Raw genomic sequence first — 26,916 nt, 5'->3', positions numbered from 1 at the left:
ATCGTTGACGAGGCCAACTGGCTGTTGGAGATGGGCGCCCCGTTCCGGGCCGGCCGGGAGACCGGCCGGCCGGGCCTACGGGGACCGGCCGCGTCCTAGCCCTTCGCGTCCAGACCCGAGGCGACCAGGCCGTTCGCCCACAGCTGGTTCACGCGGGCGCGCTCGGTGGCGTTCGGGGTGGCGTTCTGACACGACGTGCCCGGGCCGCCGCCCGACATCAGTTCGCTGCACGGGCCCGAGTAGCGGTCCGGCAGGCCGAGCACGTGCCCGGTCTCGTGCGAGGTCACGCGGGTGGAGTTGTACTGCTGGTTCTGCCGGTAGTCCAGGAAGATGTAGCCCCGGCCGTGGCCGTCCGTGCTCGCGTACGAGCCGCGGGAGTCGTTGCCCTCGCGGTAGGAGAAGTTTCCGCCGGAGGACACCTCCTGGAGCTTCACGTTCGTCACCGAGCTGTTCCAGATCCGGGTGGAACTGGCTATCTGCGTACGGAAGCTGGGCGCGCTGCGGGTGTTGTAGGTGACGGTCACGGCGAGGGCGCCCGGGTTCGCGGCGCGCTGTTCGGTGACCGAGCGCTGCACGGCCTCGAAGAACGCCTTGGTGGCGGCCTGGTTCTCCTGGGAACGCTCGTACGCGGCGAAGGTGGCGGAACTGCCGACGGGGGCGGGTGCGGCGGCCGCGGGGACGACGCCGCCGAGGGCGACGGCGAGGCCGAGGCCGATGCCGGCGGACAGCATGGCCTTACGGGAGTGGCGCATGTGGGGGAGCTCCTACTCGTCCGGTGGTGCGGTGGGGGGTGGGTCGTTCGGTACCGGAGTCTGGAGGAGCGGAAGGGGCCGGGGGATGATGTCACTCCCCGATAGCCCGGCCCTATCGGGGAGTTTTCGGTTGCCCAACAGGAGTGAGAATGGCGGGATTCGGGGGGCTATCGGCGGCTGGTGCGGTCCACCCGGCCCGGCCTACTCTCGGGGCATGGAGCTTGAGGTCAGGCACCTGCGCGCCCTGTGCGCCATCGCCGACGCCGGAAGCCTGCACAAGGCGGCCCGGCAGCTCGGCGTGAGCCAGCCCTCCCTGACGACCCAGCTGCGCCGGATCGAACGCGCCCTGGACGGCGAGCTGTTCCTGCGCGAGCGGACCGGATGCCGGCCCACGCCGTTCGGGCGCACCGTCCTGGGCCGGGCGCGTCCGCTGCTGGCCGAGATGGCCGCCCTGGTCGCGGAGGCGCACGCACTGGCACACGGGCCGAGGCTGCGGATCGGCTCCACGGCCAGCCGGGCGCTGCCGGGGTGGCTGCGGAGGCTGCACCGCAGGCTCCCGGACACGGAGACCTCGCTGGTGGTGGACGTCTCGGCCAACGCCCTGCTGCGGATGGTGGGTTCGGGGCAGCTCGACGTGGCGTTCGTGCACGAGGTCGAGGGCAGCCCGCTGCGGGTGCCGCCCGGGCTGGAGGTGCACGTGCTGATGGAGCGGGAGCCGCAGTTCGTGTCGATGTCCCGCGACCACCCGGCCGCGCGGCAGTCGGTGGTGTCCTTACGGGACCTGGCCGCCGACCGCTGGACGGTCGATCCCTCGGTCGACGGGGAGTGGGACGGACTGCGCCGCGTCTTCGCCGGGGCGGGGCTCGATCCGCCGGTGCTGCACGCCGACTACCACACGGCCACCTCGCTGATCGTGTCCGGCGAGGCGGTGGCCCCGTGCCAGCCGACCTCCGGGCCGCGCGACGACATGGCGATCCGGCCGCTGTGCGGGGACCCCCTCGCCGTACGGCTGCTGCTGGCCACCCCGCCGGGGGCGCACGCGGAGGTGTACGCGGACCTCCGGGCCGCCTACCGCGAGGCGGCCATGAACACGCCGCCGTACCGGGCGTGGCTGCGGCACCACGCCAGCCCGCTGCTGGAGGTGGCGTAACGATTCACCGCGGGGGACCGGGGCTCGGCGCCGGGCGCGTACCGGACGGCCTCCCGGCGCCGGTCGGGCGGTTCCCCCGGGGGTGAGCCCCGCCACCGGCCTGCCGCAGGCGGCCGGCGAGCACCTCCGCCGCGCTGTCCTCGCCGTCCGCCGGCCACGGCTTTCCCCGGGTACGAAGGCGGTCCGACCGCCCCGCCCGCCCGAGCGGGCGGCAGGCGTACGCGCGGCAGGCGCGCGGCGCTGCGGGCGGCGCTGCGGGCGGCGAGGACCCGGCGCGGGAGAGCGGGCGGCCGCCCGCGGTGCTCCGGGAGGGCCGGCAGGCCCACAGGACAAGGCAAACCACCCCCTGTCGACGATTCGGGCAACGCGCTTGACTTCCCCCGACCGCGATATATCGTGTTACGAAGAAGACGCGATATGTTGCGTGCGTCGAGACCTGTGTCCGTGAACGCACGAGGAGGATCAGCACCATGGCAGAGCAGGCGTCACCTTCGACGTGGCACATCGCCGAACCGCGGAAACTCACCTTCGAGCAGCCGGTCACCGAGCTCCGCGTCCGCCTCGTGGGCGGCACGGTCAACGTCGTCGCCGCCGAGGAGGGCCCCGCCCGCCTGGAGGCGTCCGCGATCGACGGCCCCCCGCTGTACGTGGTCCAGGAGGACGGCGTCCTCACCGTCTCCTACGAGGATCTGCCCTGGAACGGCTCCCAGGGCTTCAAGGCGTGGTTCGAGGCCAAGCCGTGGAAGGCGTGGTCCGGCTCCGCCTCCGAGGGCCGCAAGGCATGGGAGCGCAGCGCCGCCGTCACCCTCACCGTCCCCGCCGCCACGCGGGTCCACGTCGGCGTCGTCGGCGCCACCGCCTTCGTCTCCGGCATCTCCGGCGGCACCGACGTCAACGGGGTCTCCGGCGACGCCACCCTCGTCGGGCTCTCCGGCCGGGTCAAGACGCACACCGTCTCCGGCAGCGTCGAGGCCCAGTCCGTCACCGGCGACCTCGGCTTCCACTCGGTCTCCGGCGCCCTGACGGTGGTCGACGGCGCGGGCGTGTCCGTACGGGCCGACTCGGTCAGCGGGGACATGCTCATCGACCTGGACCTCGACCCGGCCGCCGCCCGCCCGGTGGACATCGCCCTGAACTCCGTGTCCGGCCAGGTCGCCATCCGCCTCCCGCACCCCGCCGACGCCCGCGTGGAGGCCAATACCGCCACCGGCGGCGTCTCCAACGCCTTCGAGGATCTGAGGGTCTCCGGCCAGCTGGGCGCCAAGCGGATCACCGGCACCCTCGGTTCCGGCACCGGCACCCTGCGGGCCACCACCCTCTCGGGCGGGATCGCGCTGCTGCGCCGCCCGCAGGCCGACGCCGACGCCCCCCTCGCCGACGCCCCCCTCACGCTCGACAAGAAGGTGCTCTGACATGCCGCCCGTCTTCGCCCACGGCCGCCTCCGCCTCTACCTGCTCAAGCTGCTGGACGAGGCCCCGCGCCACGGCTACGAGGTGATCCGGCTGCTGGAGGAGCGCTTCGAGGGCCTGTACGCGCCCTCCGCCGGCACCGTGTACCCGCGGCTGGCGAAGCTGGAGGCCGAGGGCCTGGTCACGCACGCCACCGAGGGCGGGCGCAAGGTCTACTCCATCACCGAGGCGGGCCGCGCGGAACTGGCCGACCGCAGTGGCGAGCTGGCCGACCTGGAGCTGGAGATCCGCGACTCGGTCACCGAACTGGCCGCCGAGATCCGCGACGACGTCCGCGGAGCCGCGGGCGACCTGCGGCGCGAGATGCGGGCCGCGGCCTCCGCGTCGGCGACCCAGGTCCAGGACGAGTCCTGGCAGGCGGCCAAGGAGGAACTGCGCAAGGCCCGGCAGGACTGGAAGGAGCAGGCCCGCCGGGCGAAGGACGAGAGCCGACGGGCCCGCGAGGAGGCCCAGCAGGCCCGCCGCCAGGCGAAGGAGGCCCAGGACCGGGCCCGCGAGGAGGTCCAGCGCATCGCCGGCCAGCTGCAGGACCAGCTCGCCAAGTCGGGCGGGGTGCTGGGCAGCCTGGCCGGAGCCTGGCTCGGCGGCACCGGCACCGGCACCGGCGGTTTCGGGACCGGGACCGGGCAGGGCGGCCCGTCCGGCCCGTCGGCCGGGTCCGCGGCCTCCGCCGCGGACCCGTCGCCCGGCTCCTCCGGCACCGACTGGGCCGGGGACCTGGAACCGACCGCCGATCCGGCGCGCGACCTGGACCGGCTGCTTGACCGCTTCCGTGACGAGGTCCGGGACGCGGCCCGCGACCACGGCGTGACCCCGGCCCGGCTGGCCGAGGCCCGCGCCCACCTGGCGGCGGCGGCCTCCCGGCTCACCGGGGCGCTCAGCACGCCGTAGGCGCCGGGCCCGCCTGCCGGGCCCGCCTGCCGGGCCCGCACGGCGGCGGCCCGCACGGCTAGGCCGCCAGGCCCGATTCGGCCGTGCCGTAGGTGACTCCGTGGTCCGCCAGGACCTCGGAGACCGTGCCCGGGCGGGAGAGCAGGGCCAGCAGCAGGTGCAGGGTGCCGATGTGCTTGTCGCGGCGGCCCAGGGCGATGCGCAGGGACTGTTCCAGCACCTTCTTCGCACCTTCGGTGAGACGGGCGGAGCCGCCCAGGACGCGCCGGCGGGGTGCCGGGGCGGCCAGGGCACCTTCGCCGTGCGCCTCCTCGGCCCGGGCCACGATCTCGGTGACGTCGATGCCGAGCCCGGCGAGGGCTTCCTCGTCGGCCCGCGACATGCCGCCCCGGCGGCGGGCCGACGCGAGGTCCGCCGCCACGGAGGCGCGGTCCACGCCCAGCGGGTCCAGGGCGCCGAGGGCCAGGAGCGAGAGGAGCAGGTGCTCCTCGGTCATCGTGGCGGCCCCGGTCCGCCGGGCCTCGTCCATCGCCCCCGTCACGGCGGAGCGGGCGTCCCGGGTGAAGCGTTCGAACATCAGAGCCTCCCGTGTTTCTTGTGCGCGGCCTGCCGGCTGACGCCGAGCTCGGCCGCGATCTCCTGCCAGGACCAGCCCTGCGCGCGGGCGCTGCGTACCTGTACGGCCTCCAGCTGCTCCAGCAGCCTGCGGAGGGCGGCCACGGCACGCAGGCCCACGCGGGGGTCACGGTCACCGGCCCGTTCGGCGAGATCAGTGGCTTCCGTCATGGATGTCAATTTAGGTTGACGCGGGAGGTGTTGTCAACCTCAATTGACGACGGTGCGGTCGGCTCGCCGACGGCCCGGCCGGCGGTCTGTCGGTGGTCCGCCGACGGACCGGGCACTCAGGGAGTGAGCACGACCTTCCCGAAGAGGTCGCCCGACTGGAGCTTCTCGAAGCCCTCCCGGGCCCGGTCCAGCGGAAGCACCTCGTCGATGACCGGCCGCAGGCCCGTCGTCGCGCAGAACGACAGCAGGTCCTCCAGCTCGTCCTTGGTGCCCATGGTCGAGCCGACCACCTTCAGCTCCAGGAAGAAGATCCGGGTCAGCTCGGCGTGCGCCGGGCGGTCGCCGCTCGTGGCGCCGGAGATGACCAGCGTGCCGCCCGGGCGCAGGGACCTCACCGAGTGCGACCAGGTGGCCGCGCCCACCGTCTCGATCACCGCGTCGACCCGCTGCGGCAGCCGGGCGCCCGGCTCGTACGCCTCCAGGGCGCCCAGCCGCACGGCCCGCTCGCGCTTGGCCTCGTCCCGGCTGGTGGCGAAGACGCGCAGGCCGGCGGCCTTGCCGAGGGCGATGGCGGCGGTCGCGACCCCGCCGCCGGCACCCTGCACGAGGACGGAGTCGCCGGGCCGGACCCCGGCATTGGTGAACAGCATCCGGTACGCCGTCAGCCAGGCGGTCGGCAGGCAGGCGGCCTCCTCGAACGACAGCCCGGCGGGTTTGCGCAGGACGTTCCAGGCGGGGACGCTCACCTGCTCGGCGAAGGTGCCCTGGTAGCGCTCGGTCAGGATCGAGCGCGGCTCGTCGGGGCCGACCCCGTGGCCGCTCTGGCCGATCACGGAGTGCAGGACGACCTCGTTGCCGTCCTCGTCCGTTCCGGCGGCGTCGCAGCCGAGGATCATCGGCAGTTTGTCCTCGCCGAGGCCGACTCCGCGCAGCGACCACAGGTCGTGGTGGTTGAGGGAGGCGGCCCGGACGGTGACGGTCACCCAGCCGGGTCGGGCCGCGGGGGCCGGGCGGTCGCCCAGCACGAGGCCGTTCAGCGGCTGGTCTCGGTCGATTCTGGCGGCGTAGGCAGCGAACATGCCGCGACGCTACCGCTCGGTAGGTACGGGTTCCACCCCCTCCGGCTCCCCGGAAGTGAGGTCTTCGCCGCACTGCCGGGCCTCTCGCCCGCGCCGCCCGGACACGGAGAGGCCCGGACGGATCGCTCCGGCCGGGCCTCTCCGCGTACCGCTGGGTGGGACGGTCAGGCCAGGCGGGCCACTCCGTCGGCCTTCGCCGCCGCGGCGACCGCGGCCGAGACGGCCTCGGCGACGCGCTCGTCGAACGGCGAGGGGATCACGTAGTCCGCCGCGAGCTCGTCGCCCACGACGCCGGCGATGGCGTCGGCGGCGGCGATCTTCATGCCCTCGGTGATCCGGGTGGCCCGGACCTTGAGGGCGCCCGCGAAGATGCCCGGGAAGGCCAGCACGTTGTTGATCTGGTTCGGGAAGTCCGAACGCCCGGTCGCCACGACGGCCGCGTACTTGTGCGCGACGTCGGGGTGCACCTCCGGGTTGGGGTTGGCCATGGCGAAGACGAAGCAGTCCTTCGCCATCGTCGCGACCGCGGACTCGGGAACCGTGCCGCCGGAGACGCCGATGAAGACGTCCGCGCCCGCCAGGGCGTTCTCCAGGGAGCCGGTCTGCCCGGTCTTGTTCGTCAGGCCCGCGATCTCCGCCTTGACGTCCGTCAGGTCGGAGCGGTCCGCGGACACGACGCCCTTGCGGTCGGTGACGCAGACGTCACCGATGCCCGCGTCCACGAGGATCTTGGCGATGGCGATGCCCGCCGCGCCCGCGCCCGAGATCACCGCACGCAGGTCGCCGAGGGTGCGACCCGTGAGTTTCGCGGCGTTGCGCAGCGCGGCCAGCGAGACGATGGCCGTGCCGTGCTGGTCGTCGTGGAAGATCGGGATGTCCAGGGCTTCCTGGAGCCTGCGCTCGATCTCGAAGCAGCGGGGGGCGGAGATGTCCTCCAGGTTCACCCCGCCGAAGGACGGGGCGAGACGGATGACCGTCTCGATGATCTCGTCCGTGTCCTTGGTGGCGAGCGCGATCGGAACCGCGTCCACACCACCGAACTGCTTGAAGAGAATGGCCTTGCCCTCCATGACGGGGAGGGAGGCTTCGGGGCCGATGTCACCGAGGCCGAGCACGGCCGTGCCGTCGGTGACGACGGCGACCACGTTCGACTTCCAGGTGTACTCGTTCACCAGGTCCGGCTGCTCGGCGATGGCGCTGCACACCTTCGCCACGCCGGGGGTGTACGCGAGGGACAGGTCGTCCTTGTCGTGGACGGGCACCGTGGCCACGATGGCCATCTTGCCGCCCCGGTGCAGTGCGAACACCGCGTCGGGGTTGTTGTCCGTCGCACTGTCACTGCGAGGGTTGACGATCTCCGCTGCCACTTTGTGTGACCCCTTAAGTCCTTTGAATCGTTGAGGGTGGCCACTCCTGGTTAAGGGGTGGGCGGGCACCGCGTCCGTGCTCCGCATCGACGGTTGGCCCGTCTCCGCGGAGGGGAGGTTCGTACGCGCGGGCGCGCCGCACGCGCGCCCTGAGCCCCGGATGAGGGGTGTAAGGATCTGTTCTACCGGAAGAACACTCGCCCAGACGAGTCGATTCCAGCTCGACCATAAGCCTCTTGTCCTAGTTTTGGCGAAAAGTCCAAGAGGCTGAGCCCGGCAGGTGAGACGGGCCGCAAATAGTCCGTCAAACAGGGGATGCGGCGGCGCATCGTGCGGTGCCGAGGGGTCCTGCCCGCAGTCCTGTTCGGTGCCGGGGGGCGCCCGTTATGCGATTTTGACCTGATGGGCAGCCTGAATGCGCCAGTCCGAATGGCAAGATGCCGTAATCACACAAGGTCGCGACACTCGATGGTGCGTGCCCGACCTTTTTCGGATGCTTTCCACCTGCCGGAGGAACCAGCTCATGACCGCTAGCACCACTCGTCGTACGACCGCCGCCCGGTCCCGGATCGCGGCGGTCGGCGCCATCGCGGTTGCCGGCGCCCTGATCCTCACCGGCTGCGGTGACCAGACCGACAAGGGTTCCACCACGACCCCGTCGGGTGAGGCGAACAGCGCCCCGCTGTTCTCCAAGCTGCCGAAGAAGATCCAGGACGCGGGTGTGATCAAGGTCGGCACGGACGCCACCTACGCGCCGATGGAGTTCACCGAGGGCGGCAAGATCGTCGGTGTCGACCCCGACATCGCCGCGGCCCTCGGCAAGCAGCTCGGCGTGAAGTTCGAGTTCACCTCCGGCACCTTCGACACCCTCCTCGGCGGCCTGCCCACCGGTCGCACCGACGTGGTCATGTCCTCCCTGACCGACACCAAGGCGCGCCAGGAGGGTCTGGACGACAAGGGTGCCAAGACCGGCACCGGCGTCGACTTCGTCGACTACTTCTCCGCCTCGACCGGCATCCTGGTCAAGAAGGGCAACCCGGAGGGCATCAAGACCCTCGACGACCTCTGTGGCAAGAAGGTCGCCGTCCAGCGCGGCACGACGTACGAGCAGTCCGCCAAGGACCAGTCCGAGAAGTGCAAGACGGCCGGCAAGGGCGAGATCTCCATCGAGTCCTTCCCGACCGACGCCGAGGCCCAGACCCGCGTGAAGGCCGGCGGCGCCGTCGCCGACCTGAACGACTCCCCGGTCGCCGCGTACATCGCGCAGACCGCGGGCGGCGGCAACGACTTCGAGGCCATCGCCAACCCGGGTGACGCGGGCCTCTTCGGCATCGCCGTGGACAAGAAGAACACCGAGCTGCGCGACGCGCTCAAGGCCGCGCTCGACGCGACCATCAAGGACGGCACGTACAAGGCCGCCCTGGACAAGTGGAACGCGGGCTCCGGCGCCGTGACCGAGGCCAAGACCAACGCAGGTCAGTGATTCCCGCGCGACACCGCAGCACTCTGAAGGGCAGTCACTGTGACTGACAAGCTCGACAAGGTCCCCGGGCCGGCGGCAACCCCGCCGGCCGGGGGCCTCCCCCCCGAGGCCATCCGCGCCATCCCGGTCCGCCACTACGGCCGCTGGGTCAGCGGGATCGTCGTCATCGGCCTGGTCGTGGCCCTCGCGTTCGCCTTCTCGCAGGGCAACGTCCGCTGGCAGACCATCCCGGACAAGCTGTTCGACAGCAGCATCATCAGCGGCATGCTGAGCACGGTCTGGATCAGCGTCTGCTCGATGCTCCTGGGCCTGGTCCTCGGTGTGCTCTTCGCCGTGATGCGGCTTTCGAAGAACCCGGTGACCAGCACCATCGCCTGGTTCTACATCTGGTTCTTCCGCGGGACCCCGGTCTACGTCCAGCTCCTCATCTGGTTCAACCTCGCCCTGATCTTCCCGCTCCTGAACCTCGGGTTCTACAAGGACGAGATGACCCAGGTCATGACGCCGTTCCTGGCGGCGCTGCTGGGTCTGGGCCTCAACGAGGGCGCCTACATGGCGGAGATCGTCCGCGCCGGCATCCAGTCCGTCGACGAGGGCCAGAGCGAGGCGTCCCACGCGCTGGGCATGACCCAGACGAAGACGATGCGCCGGATCGTGCTCCCGCAGGCGATGCGCGTGATCGTCCCGCCGACGGGCAACGAGTTCATCAACATGCTCAAGACGTCGTCGCTGGTGGTCGCCGTCCAGTACGCCGACCTGCTGCGTGCGGCGCAGGACATCGCCGCCACGTCCTTCGCGGTGATGGAGATGTTCATCGTCGCGTCGATCTGGTACCTCGCCCTGACCAGTGTCTTCAGCGTCGGCCAGTACTACCTGGAGCGCCGCTACGCACGCGGCTCGCTGCGATCCCTGCCGCCCACCCCGCTGCAGAAGATCAAGGCGAATCTCTCCCGCTTCTCGACCCGCAAGGCGGTGGCCTGATGACGACCCCCATGGTGAAGGCCGAGGGCGTCCACAAGTCCTACGGCGCCGCCCACATCCTCAAGGGCATCGACCTGGAGGTCGCGCCGCGTGAGGTGTTCTGCCTGGTCGGCCCGTCCGGCTCCGGCAAGTCCACCTTCCTGCGGTGCATCAACCACCTGGAGCAGATCAACGCCGGACGGCTCTCCGTCGACGGCCGGCTCGTCGGCTACCGCCAGAAGGGCGACAAGCTGTACGAGCTGAAGGACAGCGAGGTGGCGGCGCAGCGCAAGGACATCGGCATGGTGTTCCAGCGCTTCAACCTCTTCCCGCACATGACGGCCATCGAGAACGTCATGGAAGCCCCCGTCATGGTCAAGCGCGAGAGCAAGGCCGTCGCCCGGGCGCGCGCCGTCAAGCTGCTCGACCGGGTCGGCCTCGGCGACAAGGGCGGGAACTACCCCGCGCAGCTCTCCGGCGGCCAGCAGCAGCGCGTGGCGATCGCCCGCGCGCTCGCCATGGAGCCGAAGCTGATGCTCTTCGACGAGCCGACGTCGGCGCTCGACCCGGAGCTGGTGGGTGACGTCCTCGACGTCATGCGCGGTCTGGCCGAGGACGGCATGACCATGATCGTGGTCACGCACGAGATGGGCTTCGCCCGCGAGGTCGGCGACAACCTCGTCTTCATGGACGGCGGCGTGGTCGTCGAGTCGGGCCACCCGCGCGACGTCCTGGGCAACCCCCAGCACGACCGCACGAAGGCGTTCCTGTCCAAGGTGCTGTAGGCCGCACCGGCGGACGGCCGAGGGGCGGTACGGGACTCCCGTACCGCCCCCGCGTCATGCCGCGCCCCGTGCGACCGGGCCGCGGGCCGTCACCTCAGGCCCAGGACCAGCGCGTCCGAGGGGGAGCGCCAGACGGTGCGGGCCTCGGCGAAGCCGGCCTCCACCAGGGTGCGGGCGTGCCAGGAGTCGGTCGGGGTGTCGCCGTCGGCGTGCTCCCCGTAGATCGCGAACCGTTCCTTCACCGGCCCGGCCAGTTCCGGGTCGGCGGCCGCCAGGGCCCACCACTCGCGCCAGTCGGGCACCCCGGACGCGGCCCGGACCCGGTCCATCCCGGCGTGCCGGTGGGCGTGCTCGGCGGCGTCGATGCGGGGGGTGGCCGGATCGGGCATGTGGTCGGCGTTCATGAACACCCCGCCCGGGCGGACCAGGGGCGCGAGCTGTCCGTACAGGACGGTGAGGTCCCGGCTGGGCAGCCAGTGCAGGGCCGTCGCCGTCAGCACCGCGTCGTACGCGTCGTGCGGCAGGGCCGCGCGCCAGTCGGGGTCCTTGAGGTCGGCGGTGACGAAGGAGACCCGCGCGTCCCCCGCGAAGTGGCCGCGGGCGATCGCCAGCAGCGCCGGATCGAGGTCGACACCCGTACTGGTGGCTTCCGGGAACCGCTTGAGGAGCCGGTCCGTGATACTTCCCGTACCGCACGCGAGGTCCAGCACCCGGGGAGCCGGCCCCACGACCGCCTCGACCATGTCCAGCATCACCCGGAACCGCTCCTCGCGGTCGGGCATGTACCACTCCTGCTGCCGGTCCCAGCTGTCCTGCCATGCCTGCCAGTCGGTACCGCTCTTCGTCGTTCCGGCCATCACTAACCCCTCCAAACGTAATACCCTCGTATCCATCTCAGCCGTTACCGAGACGATAATCCGCAGCCGTAAGGACTACAAGTGGAACTGGCCCATTACTCGGACTACGCCGTGCGCCTGGTCAACACCGAGGAGCCGGCCCGCAACAAGGACGCGCTCACCTCGGTGGACGCCGTCCGCGCCCTCTTCGGCCCGAGCGTGCAGATGGCGCGCCGCGTCACCGACACCGACGTCACCCGCTTCCGCAACGTCCGCGGCCGGCTGCGCTCCGTCTTCGAGGCCGCCGACGGCGGTGACCACGTGCTCGCCGTCGACCTGCTGAACTCGCTGCTCATGGAGTTCCCGGTCAGCCCGCAGGTCTCGGGCCACGAGACCCTCGGCGACGACGGCGCCCCCGACTGGCACATCCACCTCGCCGAGCACCCCTCGAACGCCTCCGCGGGATACGCCGCCATGGCCTCCATGGGCCTGGCCTTCCACCTCACCGAGCACGGCCCCGACCGCCTCGGCCTGTGCCAGGCGCCGCCCTGCCGCAACGCCTACCTCGACACCTCCACCAACCGCTCCCGGCGCTACTGCTCCGACCGGTGCGCCACCCGCGCCAACGTCGCCGCCTACCGCGCCCGCAAGCGGCTGGAGGCCGAGGTGTCCGCCCACAGCGGCCGCACCGCCGACAGCGCCCAGGACAGCCGCGCCCTCAGCGAGCGCTGACCCTCCTCGCGCGGCCGCACGCGCAGCAGCGCCGTCGCGAGCACCAGCTCGCCGGGGACCGGCCCGAAGACGGTGCTGTCGCCGGGCGCCTCGTTGAACGGGTTGTCGCCGAGCACCCACCAGGCCCCGCCCGGCCGGCGCTCCACCGCCCGCTTGATCACGAGCAGGTCCTGCTGGAACGGGTGGCGCAGCACCACCACACCGCCCGGGCGGACGGCCGCCCCGTAGCGGACCACGACCTGGTCGCCGTGGGCCAGGGTGGGGGCCATCGACGGCCCCGACACGTCCACCACACCGAACCGCTTCAGCGGGCTGCGGCTCTCCACCATGAGCGACCTCCTCGTCACCTCCGCATGCTGCCGTACCGGCCCGTACATTCGCTCACCGGTCCGGCCGGGACCCTGGACTTTTGTCCTAAGCCCATGGGGGCAGCCGCGAAATACCGATCTCCAGCGAGTAACCTCGCCCTTGAGAAGACGATCACGAGGAGGACACACCCCATGCTTTCCCGCCTCTTCGCCCCCAAGGCGAAGGCCTCCGCCCACTGCGACCTGCCGTGCGGCGTGTACGACCCTGCCCAGGCCCGCATCGAGGCCGAGTCCGTCAAGGCCGTGCAGGAGAAGTACCAGGCCAACGACGACGCCGACTTCCGCGCGCGCGCCATCACCATCAAGGAGCAGCGCGCCGAGCTCGCGAAGCACCACGTCTCGGTGCTGTGGAGCGACTACTTCAAGCCGCCGCACTTCGAGAAGTACCCGCAGCTGCACGTCCTGGTCAACGACACCCTGAAGGCCCTCTCGGCCGCCAAGGCGTCGAACGACCCGGCCACCGGCCAGAAGGCGCTCGACCTCATCGCCGAGATCGACCGCATCTTCTGGGAGACCAAGGCCGCCTGACCGGCGCCCGGTCCCCCCGCCCGCGCGGCCCCACCGGCCGCCCGCGACGACGAGAACGGCCCGGCCGCACGCGGCCGGGCCGTTCCCGTACGTCCGGTGAGGGGCGGGTCCGTCCGCTCACTCGTCGGGGTCGTCCTCGTCGTCGTCCAGCCGGGCCAGCCACGTGGCCAGGCGTTCCACCGGGACCTCGAAGTCCGGGTTCAGGTCGACGAAGGTCCGCAGCTGCTCGGCGAGCCACTCGAAGGTGACCTCCTCCTCGCCGCGCCGCTTCTGAAGCTCCTCGATGCCGCGATCGGTGAAGTACAAGTCTGGCTCCGTGCCGTGATGGGGTGTTTCCCGCCAGGATAATCCGCGATCCGGCGACACCTCCCGCCGTATCGCCCCCCGGCGCTAGCCTGGACGTCTCACCAGACGTCTCACCAGCTGGGGGCGCGGATGACCGACGGGCGCACGGCAGGCTCCGCGCGCGCCTTCGAGCTCCTCGAACCCCTCGTCCAGGCGGCGACCGTACGCGTCCACGCGCCCCCGGGCGGGTATGAACCCCACGGCGGCCCATCCGGACCCACCTGGGGGAGCGGGTTCTTCATCGCCCCCGGCTGGGTCCTGACGTGCGCGCACGTGGTCGGCGAGGGGGGTGCTGCGGTGCGTCTGACGGGACGCGAGGTCGGCATCACCTTCTCCTCCGGCGGCTCCGCCCGCCACGGAGCGGCGACCGGGACCGTCGCCGGCCGCGTGGAGTGCGTCCTGCCCGAGCGGCTCGACGAGCGCAGGCCCGGCCGCCGCGCCCTGTGGGACCTGCCCGACCTGGCGCTGATCCGGATCCTCGCGCCCGTCTCGCACGCCTGCGTCTGGCTGACCGACCGCTCCCGCCCCCGCTTCGACGAGGTCGCGTACTTCGGCTGCACCGAAGACCTCGGCACCCCCGAGATCACCGGCCGCACCACCCGGCTGCGCGGCACCGCCGGCAACGGCGCCGCCATCCGGCTCGGCGGCGACGACGAGATCGACCCCGGCATGTCCGGCGGCCCCGTCGTGGACCTCGGCCGCGGCGAGGTCGTCGGCGTCGTCAAGGCCAGACGCCACACGGGCGGCGGCGGGCTGGCCGTGTCCGTGGTCCAGCTGCGCACCCTGCCGATGCCCCCGCGGGGCCAGATCGGGCTCTACCGGCGGGTCATGCAGGCCCACGACCTCCACCACTACGACCAGCACGTCAGCGACCTCGACACCCGCCGGACCTGGACCGACGTGCACGGCGAGCTGCCCGCCCCCGAGGACGGCGGCCCGCAGGGACGCGGCCGGCTCACCCCCGGCGAGCGCACCACCCTGTGCGGGCTCCTCGCGGAACTGCCCCCGCCCGGCTCCTCCGAGGTCGTACGGGCCCTGGCCGAGGCGGCGCGCGGCGAGGAGCCGGACCCGCAGCCCCCCGCCCCGCTGAGCTGGCGCGACGGGCTGGGGCTGCTCCACGACCCGCCGGGCGGCGCCGGGGAGGCCGCCGCGATGCTCCGGTACGCCACGGACGTCAGCGTGGCCGACTACCGCGAACCGCCCGCGCCCGGCGCGGACGAGGAGCTGTGGGACTGGGTACGGGCCACGGCCGAGCGGCTGTGGCGGCCGCTGCGCCGGGAGCTGGGCGAGCGCCACGAACGCGGGCTGGCCGAACGGGAGCAGCGCCGGCGGGCCCGCGCCGAACGGGGGTCCCACGGCCCGGCCCGGCAGGCCGGCGGGGTGCACTCCGGGGCGTCGGTGCTGCTGGAGGTCTGGGCGCACGGCTGGGAGGACGTCTACGACTGGCGGGTCTCCGTGCTCGCCGGCCCGGCGCACCCCGGCCGGCTGACCCCGGTGGAGTCCGGCGTACGGGCCACCCTGGCGGGCTTGCCGGAAGCACTGCGGGCCCCCCTCGCCGAGGCTTTCCGGCGGTGCGACACCCACGAGGCGGCGGCCCTGCTCGAAGTGGCCGTCGAACCGGCGCTGTTCGGCCTGGCGGTGGACGAATGGACGCTGGTGGGCGGGACCCCGCTGGGGGTGCAGCGCCCGGTGGTGCTGCGCCACCCCGGCGGCCCCCCGCCCGCGCCCGGGCGCGCCGCCGACCGGTGGGCGCGGGTGCAGCCGGGCCCGCTGCTGGACGAGCGCATCGACTGCGCGCGGGGCCGCCCCCGCGCGGCCGATCCGGACCGGCTCGCGGCGCAGCCCGACCACACGGTGGCCGTGCACTGCCGGGCGGCCGCGGAGGAACCCACCCTGGGCTCGCTGCACGCCGTACGGGAGGCCGGGTACGGGGTGGTGGCCGGCCGCCGGCCCCCCGCCGACCCGGGGGTCCCCTGCGCGCCGTTCCACCGCGCGCTGCGGGAGGAACTGGCCGAGGCGGGCGGGGCGCGGGCCCTGCCGCTGCGGTTGCAGGCGCTGCGGGGGCGCGCGTACGGGGCGGACCCGGACGCGTACTGGGCGGCGGGGGCCGTCCTCGTCTGGGACGACCCGGCCCGCGCCCTGCCCGAGGACGAGCCGCTCCAGGGGGACCTGTGACCGGCAGGAGGGAGCAGCTGCCATGAACGACGAGTGGCTCATCTACCGCGGAGTCGGGGAGCCCCACGACGGGATCGACGCCCTGCCCGACCCGCCGCCCTGGCGGGACTTCGACGGCGGGCCGACGGCCGCGTCCGGCGGACCGGCGGCGGCCGACGGGAACGTGGCCCGGCGGCTCGGCGCGCACCGGCAGGCCGCCGAACTGCACCGGCCCGAGCCGGAGGAGCTGGAGGCGATCAACGCCGCGCTGTACCTGCGGCGGCCGCTGCTCGTCACCGGCTTCCCCGGCACGGGGAAGTCCACCCTCGCGCACGCCGTGGCCCACGAGTTGAAGCTCGGCCGGGTGCTGCGCTGGCCGGTGGTCTCGCGGACCGTGCTCCAGGACGGGCTGTACCGGTACGACGCCATCGCCCGGCTCCAGGACGTGCAGCTGGCGGCGGGCGGCCGGTTCGGCGGTGGCCCGGGCGGCGGCGCGGACGCTTCGGGCGGGGCGGGTGGTACGGGTGGTGCGGGCGTCGGTGGAGCGGGCGGCGCGGCGGGTGGAGGGGGCGGCGGTGGCGCGGGCGGCGGGGTGCCCGGCATCGGGAAGTACATCCGGCTCGGGCCCCTCGGGACGGCGCTGCTGCCCACCGAACGGCCGCGGGTGCTGCTGATCGACGAACTCGACAAGAGCGACATCGACCTCCCCAACGACCTGCTGAACGTGCTGGAGGAAGGGGAGTTCACGCTCCCCGAGCTGGAGCGGGTGGCCGACACCGAGCCCGAGGTGCGGGTGCTCACCGACGACGGGACCAAGGCGGTGGTCCGCGACGGACGGGTCCGCTGCCGGGCCTTCCCCTTCATCATCCTGACCAGCAACGGGGAACGGGACTTCCCGGCCGCCCTGTTGCGCCGCTGCATCCAGCTCAAGCTGGGGCAGCCGGGGGAGAAGCGGCTCGCCACGATGGTCCGCGCGCACCTCGGCGAGGAGGCGGCCCGGCTCGGAGCCGACCTGATCCGGGAGTTCCTCACCCGCTCCCAGTCGGAGCTGGTCGCCGCCGACCAGCTGCTGAACGCGATCTACCTCACGCATCACGCCGCCCCGCCGACGCGCGAGGACCTGGCGGACCTGCTGATCCAGCGTCTCGACCGTCCGAGGTGACGGGCCGTGCTCCCCGCCGAACCGGCTGCCGAACCGCCCTCCGAGCCCACCGCCGGGCCGCCTTCCGTCGCCGAGCCCGGCATCCGGGTGCTGGCCGGGCTGTTGCGCGCCGCCGGGCTCGATCCGTCCGCCGAGGAGCTGGCCGACGCGCTCTGGCTCGCCGGGCGCACCCGGATGCGCGCCGCCGGGGCGCCGGCCGCCGGGGAGGGGCCGGCCGGGGTGCGGGCGGGCGGTGCGGGTGAGGGCGCCGGTGCGCGGGGCGGCCCGGGTGGTCCGGCGCCGGGCGCGGGGGAGCCCGTACCGGGGGAGCCCGTACCGGGGGTGGCGGAGGCCGGGGAACGGGTCGGGCTGTACGTGCCGGGGGCCCGGAGGGGCGCCGGAGCGGAACCGGACGGGGAGGTCCCGGCCGGGGAGGCGGTGCCCGTACGGGTGCCGGGGGCGGCCGCGCTGCCGCGGATCCTGGACGTGCAGCGGGCCCTGCGCGCCCTCCAGCGGCACCGGCCGGCCGCGCCGCCCGGCCGGATGGTCCTCGACGAGGAGGCCACCGCCGAGGCCGGGGCCCGCGCCCTCGGGCTGGTCGTCCCGGTGCTCCGGCCGGAGAGCCGGCGCGAGGCGACCGTACGGCTGGTGATGGACGCGTCGCCGTCGATGGCGGTCTGGCAGGACATGTTCGAGGAGCTGCGGACGGTGTGCGAGCGGCTCGGCGCCTTCCGGGACGTGCAGGTGCACCACCTGCACCGGCTTCCGGACGGCACGCCGGCCCTCGGGCGCGACCCCGTGCCCGGCGGCGGCATGCGCTCCGGCGACCAGCTGCGCGACCCGACCGGCCGGGCCCTGACCATGGTGGTCTCCGACTGCACGGGGCCGCTGTGGCGGGAGGGTACGGCGCAGCGGCTGCTGCACCGGTGGGCCGAGTGCACCCCGTGCGTGGTCGTGCAGCCGCTGCCGCAGCGGCTGTGGGGGCGCAGCTGGCTGCCGACCGAGCGGGGCACGCTGGCCCGGTCCGGCGGAGCGGGCCGCAAGCTGACGTTCCGGCCGGACCGGCCCCCGCTGCCGGGGCGGCCCACGGGGGGCCTGACCGTGCCGGTGCTGCCCCCGAGCGCGACCGCGCTCGGGGCGTGGGCCCGGCTCGTCGCGGGGCTGGGCACCGGGCCGGTACCGGCGGAGGTCGGCCGGGTGCTGGCGGACCACCGGGCCGCGGCCGCGCCGCCACCGAGGGCGGTACGGCCGCCGCGCGAGCTGGTGGGGCGGTTCCGTTCCTCGGCGGCGCCGGGGGCCGTGCAACTGGCGGTGTACCTGTCGGCGGCGCCGCTGACGCTGCCCGTCATGCGGCTGGTGCAGCGCACGATGCTCCCGGACTCGGAGCCGTCCGACCTGGCGGAGGTGCTGCTGAGCGGCCTGCTGCGGCGCAGCGGGCCACCGCCGGGGCAGTGGTACGAGTTCGTGCCGGGGGTGCAGGACGTGCTGCTGGGGCCGCTGGGGCGGGACGAGGCCGCGCTGGTGCTCAAGCACTGCTCGGAGTACGTGCTCGCGCACTTCGGGCGGGGCGTACGGAACTTCCCCGCGCTCGCCGTCTCCCAGCTGACGGGGGCGCCGCCGCTGCCCGGTCCCGGACCGCGGGAGAGCGCCGACCGGGTGCCCGCGGGGCGGCTCCCGCAGGCGTTCGCACAGGTCTCGGCGAAGGTCGTACGGCGGTACCTGCCGGGGCCGCCGGGCGCGGCCGGCCCGGGCAGCCCGGCGGCCGACGGGGCCGCGGCGCCGCCCGCGGGACGGGCCCGGGCGGTACGGGCCGCGCGGGACCGGCTCGCGGACGGGGGCGGCGAAGCGCGGGCCCTGTACGAGGCGGTGGCCGTGCTGCGGCGGGCCGTGGCGGTCCCGGCGGGGCCCGGAGACCCGCCGGAGGAGGCGGAGACCGAGCTCGCGGGGGCGCTGCTGCGGCTGTGGGCGGACCAGCGCGACCCCGAACTCCTCGCCGAGGCGGAGCGGGCCGTGACCGGCCTGGCGACGGCCCCGGCGCGGGCGGCGCTGGGCCGGGTGCTGTACGAGCGGGCCCTGGCGGGCGTACGGCCCGACGCGGAGCTGCTGGCCGCGGCGGAACGGGAGTTCGCGTCGGCGGGAGCCGTACCGGGCGCGGACCGGCGGCTGCGGCGGGACTGCGCGGTGCGGCGGGCGGAGGCCCTGATCCGCCTGAGCGAGGTGCGCGACGACCCGGCGCCCCTCCGGGAGGCCCGCGCCGCCCTGGAACCCCTGACGGGCCCGCCACCACCCCTGGCACCGGACCTGTCCCCCGGCCCGGCGCCGGGCGGGGTGCCGGGGGTGGCGCCGGGGGTGGCCTCGGGCGTGGCGTCGGGCGGGGCGTCGGGCCCGGCTCCGGACCTTGACCCCGGCTCGCGCGGGGGCGGGGGCAGGGGGTCCGCTGCGGACTCCGTGGGCCGGGGCCCCGGCGGTGGGGGCTACGGTCCGGCCGCCGCTCCTCCGGGCGGGAGCTCCGAGGCCCGGCCCGACCCGGCTCCGTCCTGCGGCGACGACCCGGCGGGGGTGGACCGGCACCCCGCGCTGCACCTGGCCCTGGGGCGCGTCCTGCTGGCGCTGCTGCCCCGCACCCCGGACCCCGCCGAGCGGAGCGTGCTGGCCGAGGAGGCCGCCGCCCGGCTGGCTTGGGCGCTGGACGCCCCGCCGCTGGACGCCCCGCCGCGCGGCGCCGGGCCGGGGCTCCGGCGGACCGCCGGGGTGCGGGTGGAGCTGGCCGGGGCGCTGCGGTACCTGCCCGGGCGGCTGGAGCAGGCCGCCGCCCAGCTCGGCGCCGCCCTCGCGGAGGCCGGCGGGGACGCGGAGCTGAGGGTGGCGGCCCTGGTGTGCCTGGCCCGCGTCCACCGGGCCAGGTACGCCCGGGACTCCCGTCCGGTGGCGCTGGAGGACGCGGCGGAGGCGTACGGCCGCGCCCGGCGGCTGATCCCCCGGGACGCCGAGGCGTACGCGGAGCTGCTGCCCGAGTGGGGCGACGTCCTCCTGGACCGGGCGCGGGCGGCCGACGGGCGGCCGTTCACCGGTACCGCCGTACGCGTGCTGCGCGAGAGCCGGGCGGCGGTCGCGCAGTCCGACCCGGGGGCGGCGTACCGGCTGGTGCGGCTGGCCACCGGGCTGCGGCTGCGGCACGCGTACGAGGGCGACCCGGTGGACCTGCGGGAGGCCGAGTACCTGCTCGAACTGGCCGTACGGCACAGCCGCGGCCCGCTGGAGGAGGCCCGTGCCTGGCGGGACCACGGCGACGTACAGCAGGAGATCCACGGGCACACCCGCGCGGCCGAACGCCTCGACCGGGCCGCCGACTCCTACCGGCGGGCCTGGCGGGCCGCCCTGGAGGCCGACCGCGAGGAGCGCGGGGACACCGCCGTGCGGCTGGCGGCCCGCGTGCAGGAGTTGCGGGGGGCGGTGCTGGAGCGCCTGGCGCGGCCCCGCGCGGCCCTGGACGCGTACCGGGCCTCCCTGGAGCTGTGGCAGCGCCTCGGGGACACCGGTGCCGGTGCCGGTTCCGCCCCGGATGACGCCGGCCGCCGGACGGAAGCGGTCCGCGCCCGGGTACGCGCTCTGGAGACGGGCCCGTAAGCCCCCGGCCCGCTGCGCCGCCCTACCCGGCACCGCCCCGCCCCGCCCGCCCCCGGAACGTGCCCCGGTCGGCGCCGCCCCTCGCGCAGCGGGCCCGCCCCCCCCGGGACCGCGCCGCGCCGCGTGGGCGGGGCGGGTTCCGGGGGCGGTGGTGGCGTCCGGGCCGCCGTGCGCCCCGGCGGCGCCCGTTTCCATGCGCCGGGGGAGGGGAAAGGGCAGTGGACCGCCGTACGTCCGAGGCAACAGGGGGAAACCCGGCCCATGGTGACTCAACGTCAGGAACCACCCGCGGCCCGTGCGTGTCCCGGGCGGCGGCTCCCGGACCTCTCGGGGCTCGATCTGGCCGCGCTGCGGGGCATCGACCATCCGGTGCTCGCCGCGGTCATCGAGGGCATGGTGGAGCGGGTCACCCACCCGGCCGAGGTCCTCAACGCCTTCGACTCCGGCGTGGTGTGACTCCCGGCGCCGTGCACGCCCCCGTCCCGGCCGCGGCCCCCGCCCGGCCGCCCCGCCCCGTCACCCCCCGCACCCGTCGGCGCAGTTGACCACTTTCCGCCGTTAGCCGGGACCCTCCGAAGGGCAGGGATGGACCGTGCGCAGCGGGAGGTACAGGCGATGAGGCAAACGATCACGAGCGACGCGCTGCCGCCCCCACGCCGGAACCAGGCCCTCCACGCCCTCACCGCCCTCCACGCGCGCCACACCCGTCACGCACCCTGGCCCTACGCCCGCCTCGACGTCCCCGCGCTGCGCGCCGCCGGCCACCGCCCGTACCCGATCCGTCAGTTCGTGCTCAAGACCCGCAGCCGCTGCAACCTCGCCTGCACCTACTGCTACGTCTACGAGATGGCCGACCAGGGCTGGCGCGGCCAGCCCGCCGTCATGGCCCCGGCCACCGCGGCCCGCGCCGCCGAGCGGATCGCCGAGCACGCCGCCGCCCACGGCCTGGCCCACGTGGACCTCGTCCTGCACGGCGGCGAGCCGCTGCTCACCTCGCCCGCCCGGCTGGCCGAGCCCGTCGACGCCGTACGGGCGGCCGTGGCCCGCAGCTCCCCGTGCACCCGGGTCACCGCCACCGTGCAGACCAACGGCACGCTCCTCACCCGCGGCCGGCTCGCCGCCCTGGCCGCCGCGGGCATCCGGGTCGGCGTCAGCCTCGACGGGGGGCTGCCCGCCCACAACGCCCGGCGCGTGGACCGCGCGGGTCGCCCCGGCTTCGCCGCCGCGACCCGCGGGCTGCGGCTGCTGTCCCGGCACCCCGACAGCTACGCGGGGGTGCTCTGCGTCGTCGACCTCGCCCAGGACCCCGTGGAGACGTACGAGTCACTGCTCGGCTACGCCCCGCCCGCCCTCGGGCTGCTGCTCCCGCTCGCCCACCACAGCTCCCCGCCGCCGGGCCGGAGCCCCGGCCGCACCCCGTACGCCGACTGGCTGCTCGCCGTCTTCGAGCGCTGGTGGCACGACGGGGAGCGGCGGACCCGGATCCGGATCTTCGAGGAGGTCATCGCCCTCCTCCTCGGTCTGCCCGCGGCCACCGAGACCCTCGGACTCGCACCCGCCACCACCGCCGTCATCGAGACCGACGGCTCCATCGAACAGGCCGACTCGCTGAAATCCGCCTACGAGGGCGCCGCCGCCACCGGGATGACCCTCGACGCGCACAGCTTCGACCAGCTCCTCGACCACCCCGGGCTCGCCGCCCGCCAGCTCGGGCGGGAGGCGCTCGCCCCCGGATGCCGGTCCTGCGAGCTGGTGGAGGTGTGCGGCGGCGGGCACTACCCGCACCGCTACCTGGCGGGCGAGGGCTTCCGGCAGCCGTCCGTGTACTGCGCCGACCTCAAGGTCCTGATCCGGCACGTCGCCGCCGCCCTCGGCGCCGCGACCGCCCGGTCCGCGGCCGGCCCCCGCCCGGCGGCCGCGTCGTGAACGACCCCCTCGACCCCCTCGCCCCTCTCGACCCCCTCACCCCCCGCACCCCGTTCGCCCCGTTCGCCCCGTTCGAGGTCCCCTCCCGGACCCTGCGCGCCCTCGCGTCGACCGAGCCCTCCACGGAGGGCACCCGCCTGATCCGCGACATCCGCCGCTCCAAGCGCCTCGTCCTGCTGCGCGGCGTCCTCGACGCCGCCCCCGGCGGGCGGGCCGGGGAGGCCGCCGACCACTGGGCCCTGCTGGAGGAGGCCGAGCGCAAGGACCCGGGCGCCGCGCGGGACGTCGTGCACTACCCGGCCACCGGGGTGTGGGCCGAGGAGACCCTGCGCCGCCTGCACGACCCGTACGGGCCCGCCGCCGACCTCGGCCACCTCGGCGCCCTGGCCGCCGCCGCGGCCCTGCGCGCCGGGGTCGCCTTCGCCACCACCCTGCGGCCCGTGCACGGCCGCCTCGTGCTGCCCACGCTCGGCCTGCTGCGCCCGTCCCGCCCCGGCCCGATCACCCTCACGGAGGGCTCCTGGGACCCCGCGGACCCCGGCACGCTGCCCCTGCACACCCTGCCCGGCGGCGGCACCGCCCTCGATGACCTCGACCCCTACCGGGCGCCGGGCCCCGAGCACCCGGCGCCCGTGCGCGCCGCCCGGCGGCTCACCCCCAAGGGCCACAAGCGGTGGGACACCCAGTGGTCCGGCGCCCTCACCCTGCTCCACCGGTACGACACCCTCCGCGCGGGGGAGACCGTCCAGCTGCTGCGCTCCGTCGTCCCGCTGGCCGGCGGCTCCCGCTCCAGCGGCGCCACCCACCCCGCGGCCGCGGGATCCGTACTGGCGCGGGCGCAGGCCCCGCCCGCGCTGGCCGCCACCCTCGTCCACGAGGTGCAGCACGGGAAGCTCACCGCCCTGGCCGACGTGCTGACCCTGCACACCGCCGACCGCACGCCCCGGCACTGGGCCCCCTGGCGGGCCGACCCCCGGCCGCTGGAGGGGCTCCTGCACGGGGCCTACGCCCACCTGGCCCTGGCCGGGTACTGGCAGCGGGCCGCCCTCTACGGCGCCCGCGGGGCGTGGGCCCAGCACGCCCGCATCCGGGCGCAGGTCGCCGCCGTCCTGCCCGTCCTGCGGGCCCACCCGCAACTGACGTCCGCCGGGCGGGAGTTCACCGAGGCGATGGAGGACGCCGAGCGGGCCATGGACGACCTGCCGCCGCCCGGGGACCAGCACGCCACCGCCCGCCGGGCCGTCGACCGCGAGCGCCGCGCCTGGTGCGAGGAACACCCCGAACTCGCGCCGTTCGCACGAGGCTGACGAATCGTCCGCTGCGGTACCGTTTCAACCCCGTCCACTGCCCGGATTCCAGGGAGACGGCCGTATGACCACCGGTAGTCGGCAGGATCGCGACGCGGCAGCGCAGCAGCAGCAACACCCGCACCAGAATCCCCACCCGGGCCAGCACCCGGGCCAGCACCAAAGTCAGCTCCCGGGCCAGCATCCGACCGCGCTCCCGGGCCAGCCGCAGCGCTTCGTCATCAGCTTCGCGGGCTTCAACCGCCCCTGGGCGGTGTGGATCGCCCACCGCCTGGAGGAGCACGGCCACCGCGTCGCCCTCCAGCGCTGGGACCCCCAGAACAGCCCCGGCCTCGCCCCCGCGCTCGACGACCTCGCCCGCTCCGGCAGCCGGGTCCTCCTGGTCCTGAGCGAGCGCTACTTCTCCGCAGGCACCCACGCCGACGAGGAGTGGAACACCGCCCTGCGCGCAGTCACCGACCGCCACCCCGACCGGTTCGCCGCCGTCTGCCTCACCGACGCCCCGCTGCCCAGCGCCGTCGCCGTCCTGGAGAAGACCGACCTGTGGGGCCTCGACGCGTACGAGGCCGAGTACCGCGTGCTGCGCCGCCTGGAGCTGCCCACCGACCGCATCGGCACCGAGACCGGCCGCCGCGGCCCCCGCTTCCCCAACGACCCGCCCGAGATCTGGGGCCGGATCCCGCGCCGCAACCCCCGCTTCACCGGCCGCAACGACGTCATCGGCACCCTGCGCGCGGCCCTCACCGAGGCCCCGCCCGGCGCCTCCACCGTCACCCTCCTGGGACTGTCCGGGGTCGGCAAGACGCAGGTCGCCACCGAGTACGCCTACCGCTTCGCCTCCGAGTACGACGTCGTCTGGTGGGTCCCCGCCGAGGACCGGCCCACCCTGCGCGAGCGCCTCGCCGACCTGGCCCCGGCCCTCGGGCTGCCGCGCGGCGCCGGCAGCTACGGCGAGCAGATCCGGGCCGTCCTCGAAGCCCTGCGCCGCGGCACCCCGTACCACCGCTGGCTGCTCGTCTTCGACGGCTGCGACAACCCCGACGACCTCACCGACCTGCTGCCCTCCGGCGCGGGCGACGTCATCATCACCTCCCGCAACCGGGAATGGGCGACCCGGCACACCAGCCTCGTCGAAGTCCCGCTCTACGCCCGGCCCGAGTCCGTCACCTTCATCCGCCGCCGGGCCCTGCGGCTCACCGCCCAGGAGGCCGACCAGCTCGCCGAGGCCCTGGAGGACTACCCCCTCGCCCTCGACCAGACCGCCGGCTGGCTCGCCGACTCCCCGCTGACCGTGGGCGACTACCTGGACCTGCTCCAGCGCCGGCTGGACTCCCGCGAGGCCGTCCTCGTCTCCGACGACTACCCGGTGCCCTTCCCGACCGCCCTGGCGATACTCCTCAACAACGTCCGGGAGAACTTCCCCGACGCCCTCGCCCTGCTCCGGCTGTTCGTGTTCTTCGCCCCCGGCCCGGTACCGCTGCGGCTGCTGCGCGAGTTCCCCGTCGAGGACGCCCCCGAACAGCTCGCCGGGCTCATCAACGACCAGATCCGCTGGAACGCCGCCCTCAACAAGCTCGTCCAGTTCTCCGTCGTCCGCCTGGAATACTCCGACCTGCCCGTGGAGGACGGCGGCGGCGGCCTGGAGACCGTCCAGCTGCACCGCATGGTCCACGGCATCGTCCGCGCCAACCTCTCCGAGGACGAGGCCGGACCCCTCGCCCGCGCCGTCCGCCAGGTCCTCGCCGCAGCCGACCCCGGCCGCCCCTCCGACTCCCGGCTCTGGCCCCGCTACGCCGAACTCGTCCCCCACCTGTCCACCTCCGGCGTGCTCGCCAGCGGCAACCCGCGCATCCAGAACTTCCTGCTGCACTGCCTGCGCTACCTGCTCCTCGCCGGGGAGTACCGCACCTGCCTGCGGCTGTCCGAGGAGACCGACCGGGCCTGGCGCGCCCAGCTCGGCGAGGACCACCCCAAGGTCCGCGAGCTGAGCTACCAGTACGGCGGAGCCCTGCGCAACCTCGGCCTGTTCCGCCGCGCCGAGACCCTCACCAAGGCCGTCTCCGACCGGCTCACCGAGGAGCGCGGCGAACGCGACCTGGAGACCCTGCGCGCCGTCAGCGCGTACGGCGGCGTCCTGCTGTGCATCGCCAAGTTCGAACCGGCCCGCCAGATCTTCGAGCACTGCCTCGCCACCTACCGCGACCTGCTCGGCGAGGACGACTCCACCACCCTCGGCGCCCAGAACAACCTGGCCGCCACCTACCGGCTGCTGGGCCGCTACCAGGACGCGTACGACCTCGACCTGGACACCCTGCGCCGCCGCGAACGCATCCTGCGGCCCCAGCACATCTCCACCCTGTCCTCCGGGATCGCCTGCGCGATGGGCCTGCGCCTGATGGGCCGCTACCGGGAGGCGCAGACCCGGCAGGAACAGGGGGTCAAGCTCAACACCCAGGTCCTCGGCCTCGGCCACCCGCAGACCCTGCGCGCCGAACACAACCTCGGCATGTGCCTGCGCCGCTCCGGCGACATCACCGGCGCCGGGCTGCGGCTGCGGACCGTGTGGGAACGGGCGACGCGCGTCTTCGGCGTCGACTACCCGTGGACCCTGATGGTGGCCTCCGACTACGCCACCTACCTCCGCGAGTACGGGGACATCGGCGAAGCCCGCCGGATCTCCGAGGACGTCGTGCGCGGCTACCAGACGCAGCTCGGCCTCGCCCACCCGTACAGCATCGGCACCGTCGGCAACCTCGGGCTCGTCCTGCGCGCACAGGGCGAGCGCGCCGAGGCCCTGAACCTCGCCGAGCAGGCCCTCGCCGGGATGCGGGGGGCGCTCGGCGACCGCCACCCCTGGACCCTGGGCTGCGCCCTCAACGCCACCGGGCACCGCAACATCACCGGCCGCCTGGAGGACGCGCTCGACCTCAGCCGGGAGACCCTGCGGACCGCCGAGCGGGTCCTGGGCCCCGACCACCCCATGACGCTGAGCGCGCAGATCGGCCTGGCGGCGGACCTGCGGTCGGTACGGGAGGACGTCGAGGCCGGAAAGCACGAGGAGGCGGGCATCCGGGCGCTGACCCGCGTGCTGGGGCCGCAGCACGTCCACACGGTCTCCGCGAAGCAGCAGACCCGCCCCTACTGGGACTTCGAACCCCAGCCGTAGCCCCGGGGCTCCGTCCCGGACCCCGCGCCTCAAACGCCGGCGAGGCTGGATGTGCCCCGGCTG

General features: G+C 74.7%; 23 protein-coding genes. 15 read left to right on the top strand and 8 right to left on the bottom strand.

The genetic code is table 11. From position 1 onward, the window contains the following. Positions 1-95: 95 nt before the first annotated feature. The gene (gene snpA, locus ABT106_RS03270) at positions 96-752 is read right to left on the bottom strand and encodes a snapalysin (protein WP_351271495.1); all 657 of its coding nucleotides are present in this window, start codon (positions 750-752) and stop codon (positions 96-98) included. Positions 753-966: 214 nt separating this feature from the next. On the opposite strand from snpA, the gene ABT106_RS03265 reads away from it, so the two are divergent. The 3 genes from ABT106_RS03265 to ABT106_RS03255 all read left to right on the top strand — a co-directional run bounded on the left by ABT106_RS03265 (position 967) and on the right by ABT106_RS03255 (position 4,263). Next, positions 967-1,902 carry a LysR family transcriptional regulator gene (locus tag ABT106_RS03265; RefSeq protein WP_351271492.1) on the top strand — a complete coding sequence of 312 codons (936 nt, stop codon included), beginning with the start codon at positions 967-969 and terminating at the stop codon, positions 1,900-1,902. Positions 1,903-2,372: 470 nt separating this feature from the next. Next, positions 2,373-3,314, top strand: a complete 942-nt coding sequence (locus ABT106_RS03260; RefSeq protein WP_351271489.1) for a DUF4097 family beta strand repeat-containing protein — start codon at positions 2,373-2,375, stop codon at positions 3,312-3,314. Between the two features lies 1 nt (position 3,315). Then, positions 3,316-4,263, top strand: coding sequence for a PadR family transcriptional regulator (locus tag ABT106_RS03255; protein ID WP_351271487.1), 948 nt, complete (start codon positions 3,316-3,318; stop codon positions 4,261-4,263). A 58-nt stretch (positions 4,264-4,321) separates the two neighbouring features. On the opposite strand, the gene ABT106_RS03250 is transcribed toward ABT106_RS03255, so the two are convergent. The 4 genes from ABT106_RS03250 to ABT106_RS03235 all read right to left on the bottom strand — a co-directional run bounded on the left by ABT106_RS03250 (position 4,322) and on the right by ABT106_RS03235 (position 7,495). Further along, on the bottom strand, positions 4,322-4,840 hold the full coding sequence (locus ABT106_RS03250) for a Clp protease N-terminal domain-containing protein (RefSeq protein ID WP_351271484.1): 519 nt from the start codon (positions 4,838-4,840) through the stop codon (positions 4,322-4,324). Then, the gene (locus tag ABT106_RS03245; protein ID WP_267843016.1) at positions 4,840-5,049 is read right to left on the bottom strand and encodes a helix-turn-helix domain-containing protein; all 210 of its coding nucleotides are present in this window, start codon (positions 5,047-5,049) and stop codon (positions 4,840-4,842) included. Before ABT106_RS03245 ends, ABT106_RS03250 begins: the two co-directional genes overlap by 1 nt. A gap of 116 nt (positions 5,050-5,165) precedes the next feature. Then, complete coding sequence (locus tag ABT106_RS03240) at positions 5,166-6,128, bottom strand: zinc-binding dehydrogenase (protein ID WP_351271481.1); 963 nt, start codon at positions 6,126-6,128, stop codon at positions 5,166-5,168. A 164-nt stretch (positions 6,129-6,292) separates the two neighbouring features. Then, positions 6,293-7,495, bottom strand: a complete 1,203-nt coding sequence (locus ABT106_RS03235; RefSeq protein ID WP_351271479.1) for an NAD(P)-dependent malic enzyme — start codon at positions 7,493-7,495, stop codon at positions 6,293-6,295. 523 nt (positions 7,496-8,018) lie between these two features. Here ABT106_RS03235 and ABT106_RS03230 point away from each other — a divergent pair. Genes ABT106_RS03230 through ABT106_RS03220 form a run of 3 tightly spaced genes read left to right on the top strand, consistent with a single transcriptional unit; the run spans position 8,019 to position 10,723 of the window. Continuing rightward, the gene (locus ABT106_RS03230) at positions 8,019-8,978 is read left to right on the top strand and encodes an ABC transporter substrate-binding protein (protein WP_351271476.1); all 960 of its coding nucleotides are present in this window, start codon (positions 8,019-8,021) and stop codon (positions 8,976-8,978) included. A gap of 39 nt (positions 8,979-9,017) precedes the next feature. Further along, positions 9,018-9,959: an amino acid ABC transporter permease gene (locus ABT106_RS03225; protein WP_502979183.1), complete on the top strand. Its 942-nt coding sequence runs from the start codon at positions 9,018-9,020 to the stop codon at positions 9,957-9,959. Then, complete coding sequence (locus ABT106_RS03220; protein WP_269289373.1) at positions 9,959-10,723, top strand: amino acid ABC transporter ATP-binding protein; 765 nt, start codon at positions 9,959-9,961, stop codon at positions 10,721-10,723. Before ABT106_RS03225 ends, ABT106_RS03220 begins: the two co-directional genes overlap by 1 nt. Before the next feature lie 89 nt (positions 10,724-10,812). Here ABT106_RS03220 and ABT106_RS03215 read toward each other — a convergent pair whose 3' ends face one another. Continuing rightward, the gene (locus ABT106_RS03215; protein WP_351271473.1) at positions 10,813-11,580 is read right to left on the bottom strand and encodes a methyltransferase domain-containing protein; all 768 of its coding nucleotides are present in this window, start codon (positions 11,578-11,580) and stop codon (positions 10,813-10,815) included. Between the two features lie 81 nt (positions 11,581-11,661). On the opposite strand from ABT106_RS03215, the gene ABT106_RS03210 reads away from it, so the two are divergent. Next, positions 11,662-12,291 (top strand): CGNR zinc finger domain-containing protein, encoded by a 630-nt coding sequence (locus tag ABT106_RS03210; RefSeq protein WP_351271471.1) that lies wholly within the window; start codon positions 11,662-11,664, stop codon positions 12,289-12,291. Here the strand turns inward: ABT106_RS03210 and sodX are convergent. Further along, positions 12,195-12,620, bottom strand: coding sequence for a nickel-type superoxide dismutase maturation protease (sodX, locus tag ABT106_RS03205; protein WP_351271468.1), 426 nt, complete (start codon positions 12,618-12,620; stop codon positions 12,195-12,197). The two genes, ABT106_RS03210 and sodX, sit on opposite strands and share 97 nt — an antisense overlap. Before the next feature lie 171 nt (positions 12,621-12,791). Here sodX and sodN point away from each other — a divergent pair, with 171 nt between their 5' ends. Then, positions 12,792-13,187, top strand: a complete 396-nt coding sequence (gene sodN / locus ABT106_RS03200; protein ID WP_351271465.1) for a superoxide dismutase, Ni — start codon at positions 12,792-12,794, stop codon at positions 13,185-13,187. A 117-nt stretch (positions 13,188-13,304) separates the two neighbouring features. Here the strand turns inward: sodN and ABT106_RS03195 are convergent, their stop codons facing one another. Next, positions 13,305-13,493 carry a DUF6104 family protein gene (locus ABT106_RS03195; RefSeq protein ID WP_267717887.1) on the bottom strand — a complete coding sequence of 63 codons (189 nt, stop codon included), beginning with the start codon at positions 13,491-13,493 and terminating at the stop codon, positions 13,305-13,307. A gap of 129 nt (positions 13,494-13,622) precedes the next feature. On the opposite strand from ABT106_RS03195, the gene ABT106_RS03190 reads away from it, so the two are divergent. From ABT106_RS03190 to fxsT, 7 genes are all read left to right on the top strand, one after another. Continuing rightward, positions 13,623-15,707 carry a VMAP-C domain-containing protein gene (locus tag ABT106_RS03190; protein ID WP_351271462.1) on the top strand — a complete coding sequence of 695 codons (2,085 nt, stop codon included), beginning with the start codon at positions 13,623-13,625 and terminating at the stop codon, positions 15,705-15,707. 22 nt (positions 15,708-15,729) lie between these two features. Beyond that, entirely contained in the window at positions 15,730-16,848 is a 1,119-nt protein-coding gene (locus ABT106_RS03185; protein WP_351271460.1) for an AAA family ATPase, read from the top strand. 6 nt (positions 16,849-16,854) lie between these two features. Continuing rightward, on the top strand, positions 16,855-20,454 hold the full coding sequence (locus ABT106_RS03180) for an SAV_2336 N-terminal domain-related protein (RefSeq protein WP_351271457.1): 3,600 nt from the start codon (positions 16,855-16,857) through the stop codon (positions 20,452-20,454). 261 nt (positions 20,455-20,715) lie between these two features. After that, on the top strand, positions 20,716-20,910 hold the full coding sequence (gene fxsA / locus ABT106_RS03175) for an FxSxx-COOH cyclophane-containing RiPP peptide (RefSeq protein WP_351271454.1): 195 nt from the start codon (positions 20,716-20,718) through the stop codon (positions 20,908-20,910). Positions 20,911-21,069: 159 nt separating this feature from the next. Next, positions 21,070-22,380, top strand: coding sequence for an FxsB family cyclophane-forming radical SAM/SPASM peptide maturase (locus tag ABT106_RS03170; RefSeq protein ID WP_351271451.1), 1,311 nt, complete (start codon positions 21,070-21,072; stop codon positions 22,378-22,380). Further along, on the top strand, positions 22,377-23,687 hold the full coding sequence (locus tag ABT106_RS03165) for an HEXXH motif domain-containing protein (protein WP_351271448.1): 1,311 nt from the start codon (positions 22,377-22,379) through the stop codon (positions 23,685-23,687). The genes ABT106_RS03170 and ABT106_RS03165 overlap by 4 nt, the downstream gene beginning before the upstream one ends. A gap of 64 nt (positions 23,688-23,751) precedes the next feature. Beyond that, complete coding sequence (gene fxsT / locus ABT106_RS03160) at positions 23,752-26,853, top strand: FxSxx-COOH system tetratricopeptide repeat protein (protein WP_351271445.1); 3,102 nt, start codon at positions 23,752-23,754, stop codon at positions 26,851-26,853. Positions 26,854-26,916: the final 63 nt, after the last annotated feature.

It is taken from the genome of Streptomyces sp. NPDC002044, assembly GCF_040296725.1.
GTDB classification, from domain to species: Bacteria; Actinomycetota; Actinomycetes; order Streptomycetales; family Streptomycetaceae; genus Streptomyces; species Streptomyces antarcticus.
This window is presented reverse-complemented; position numbering and strand designations above follow the sequence as displayed.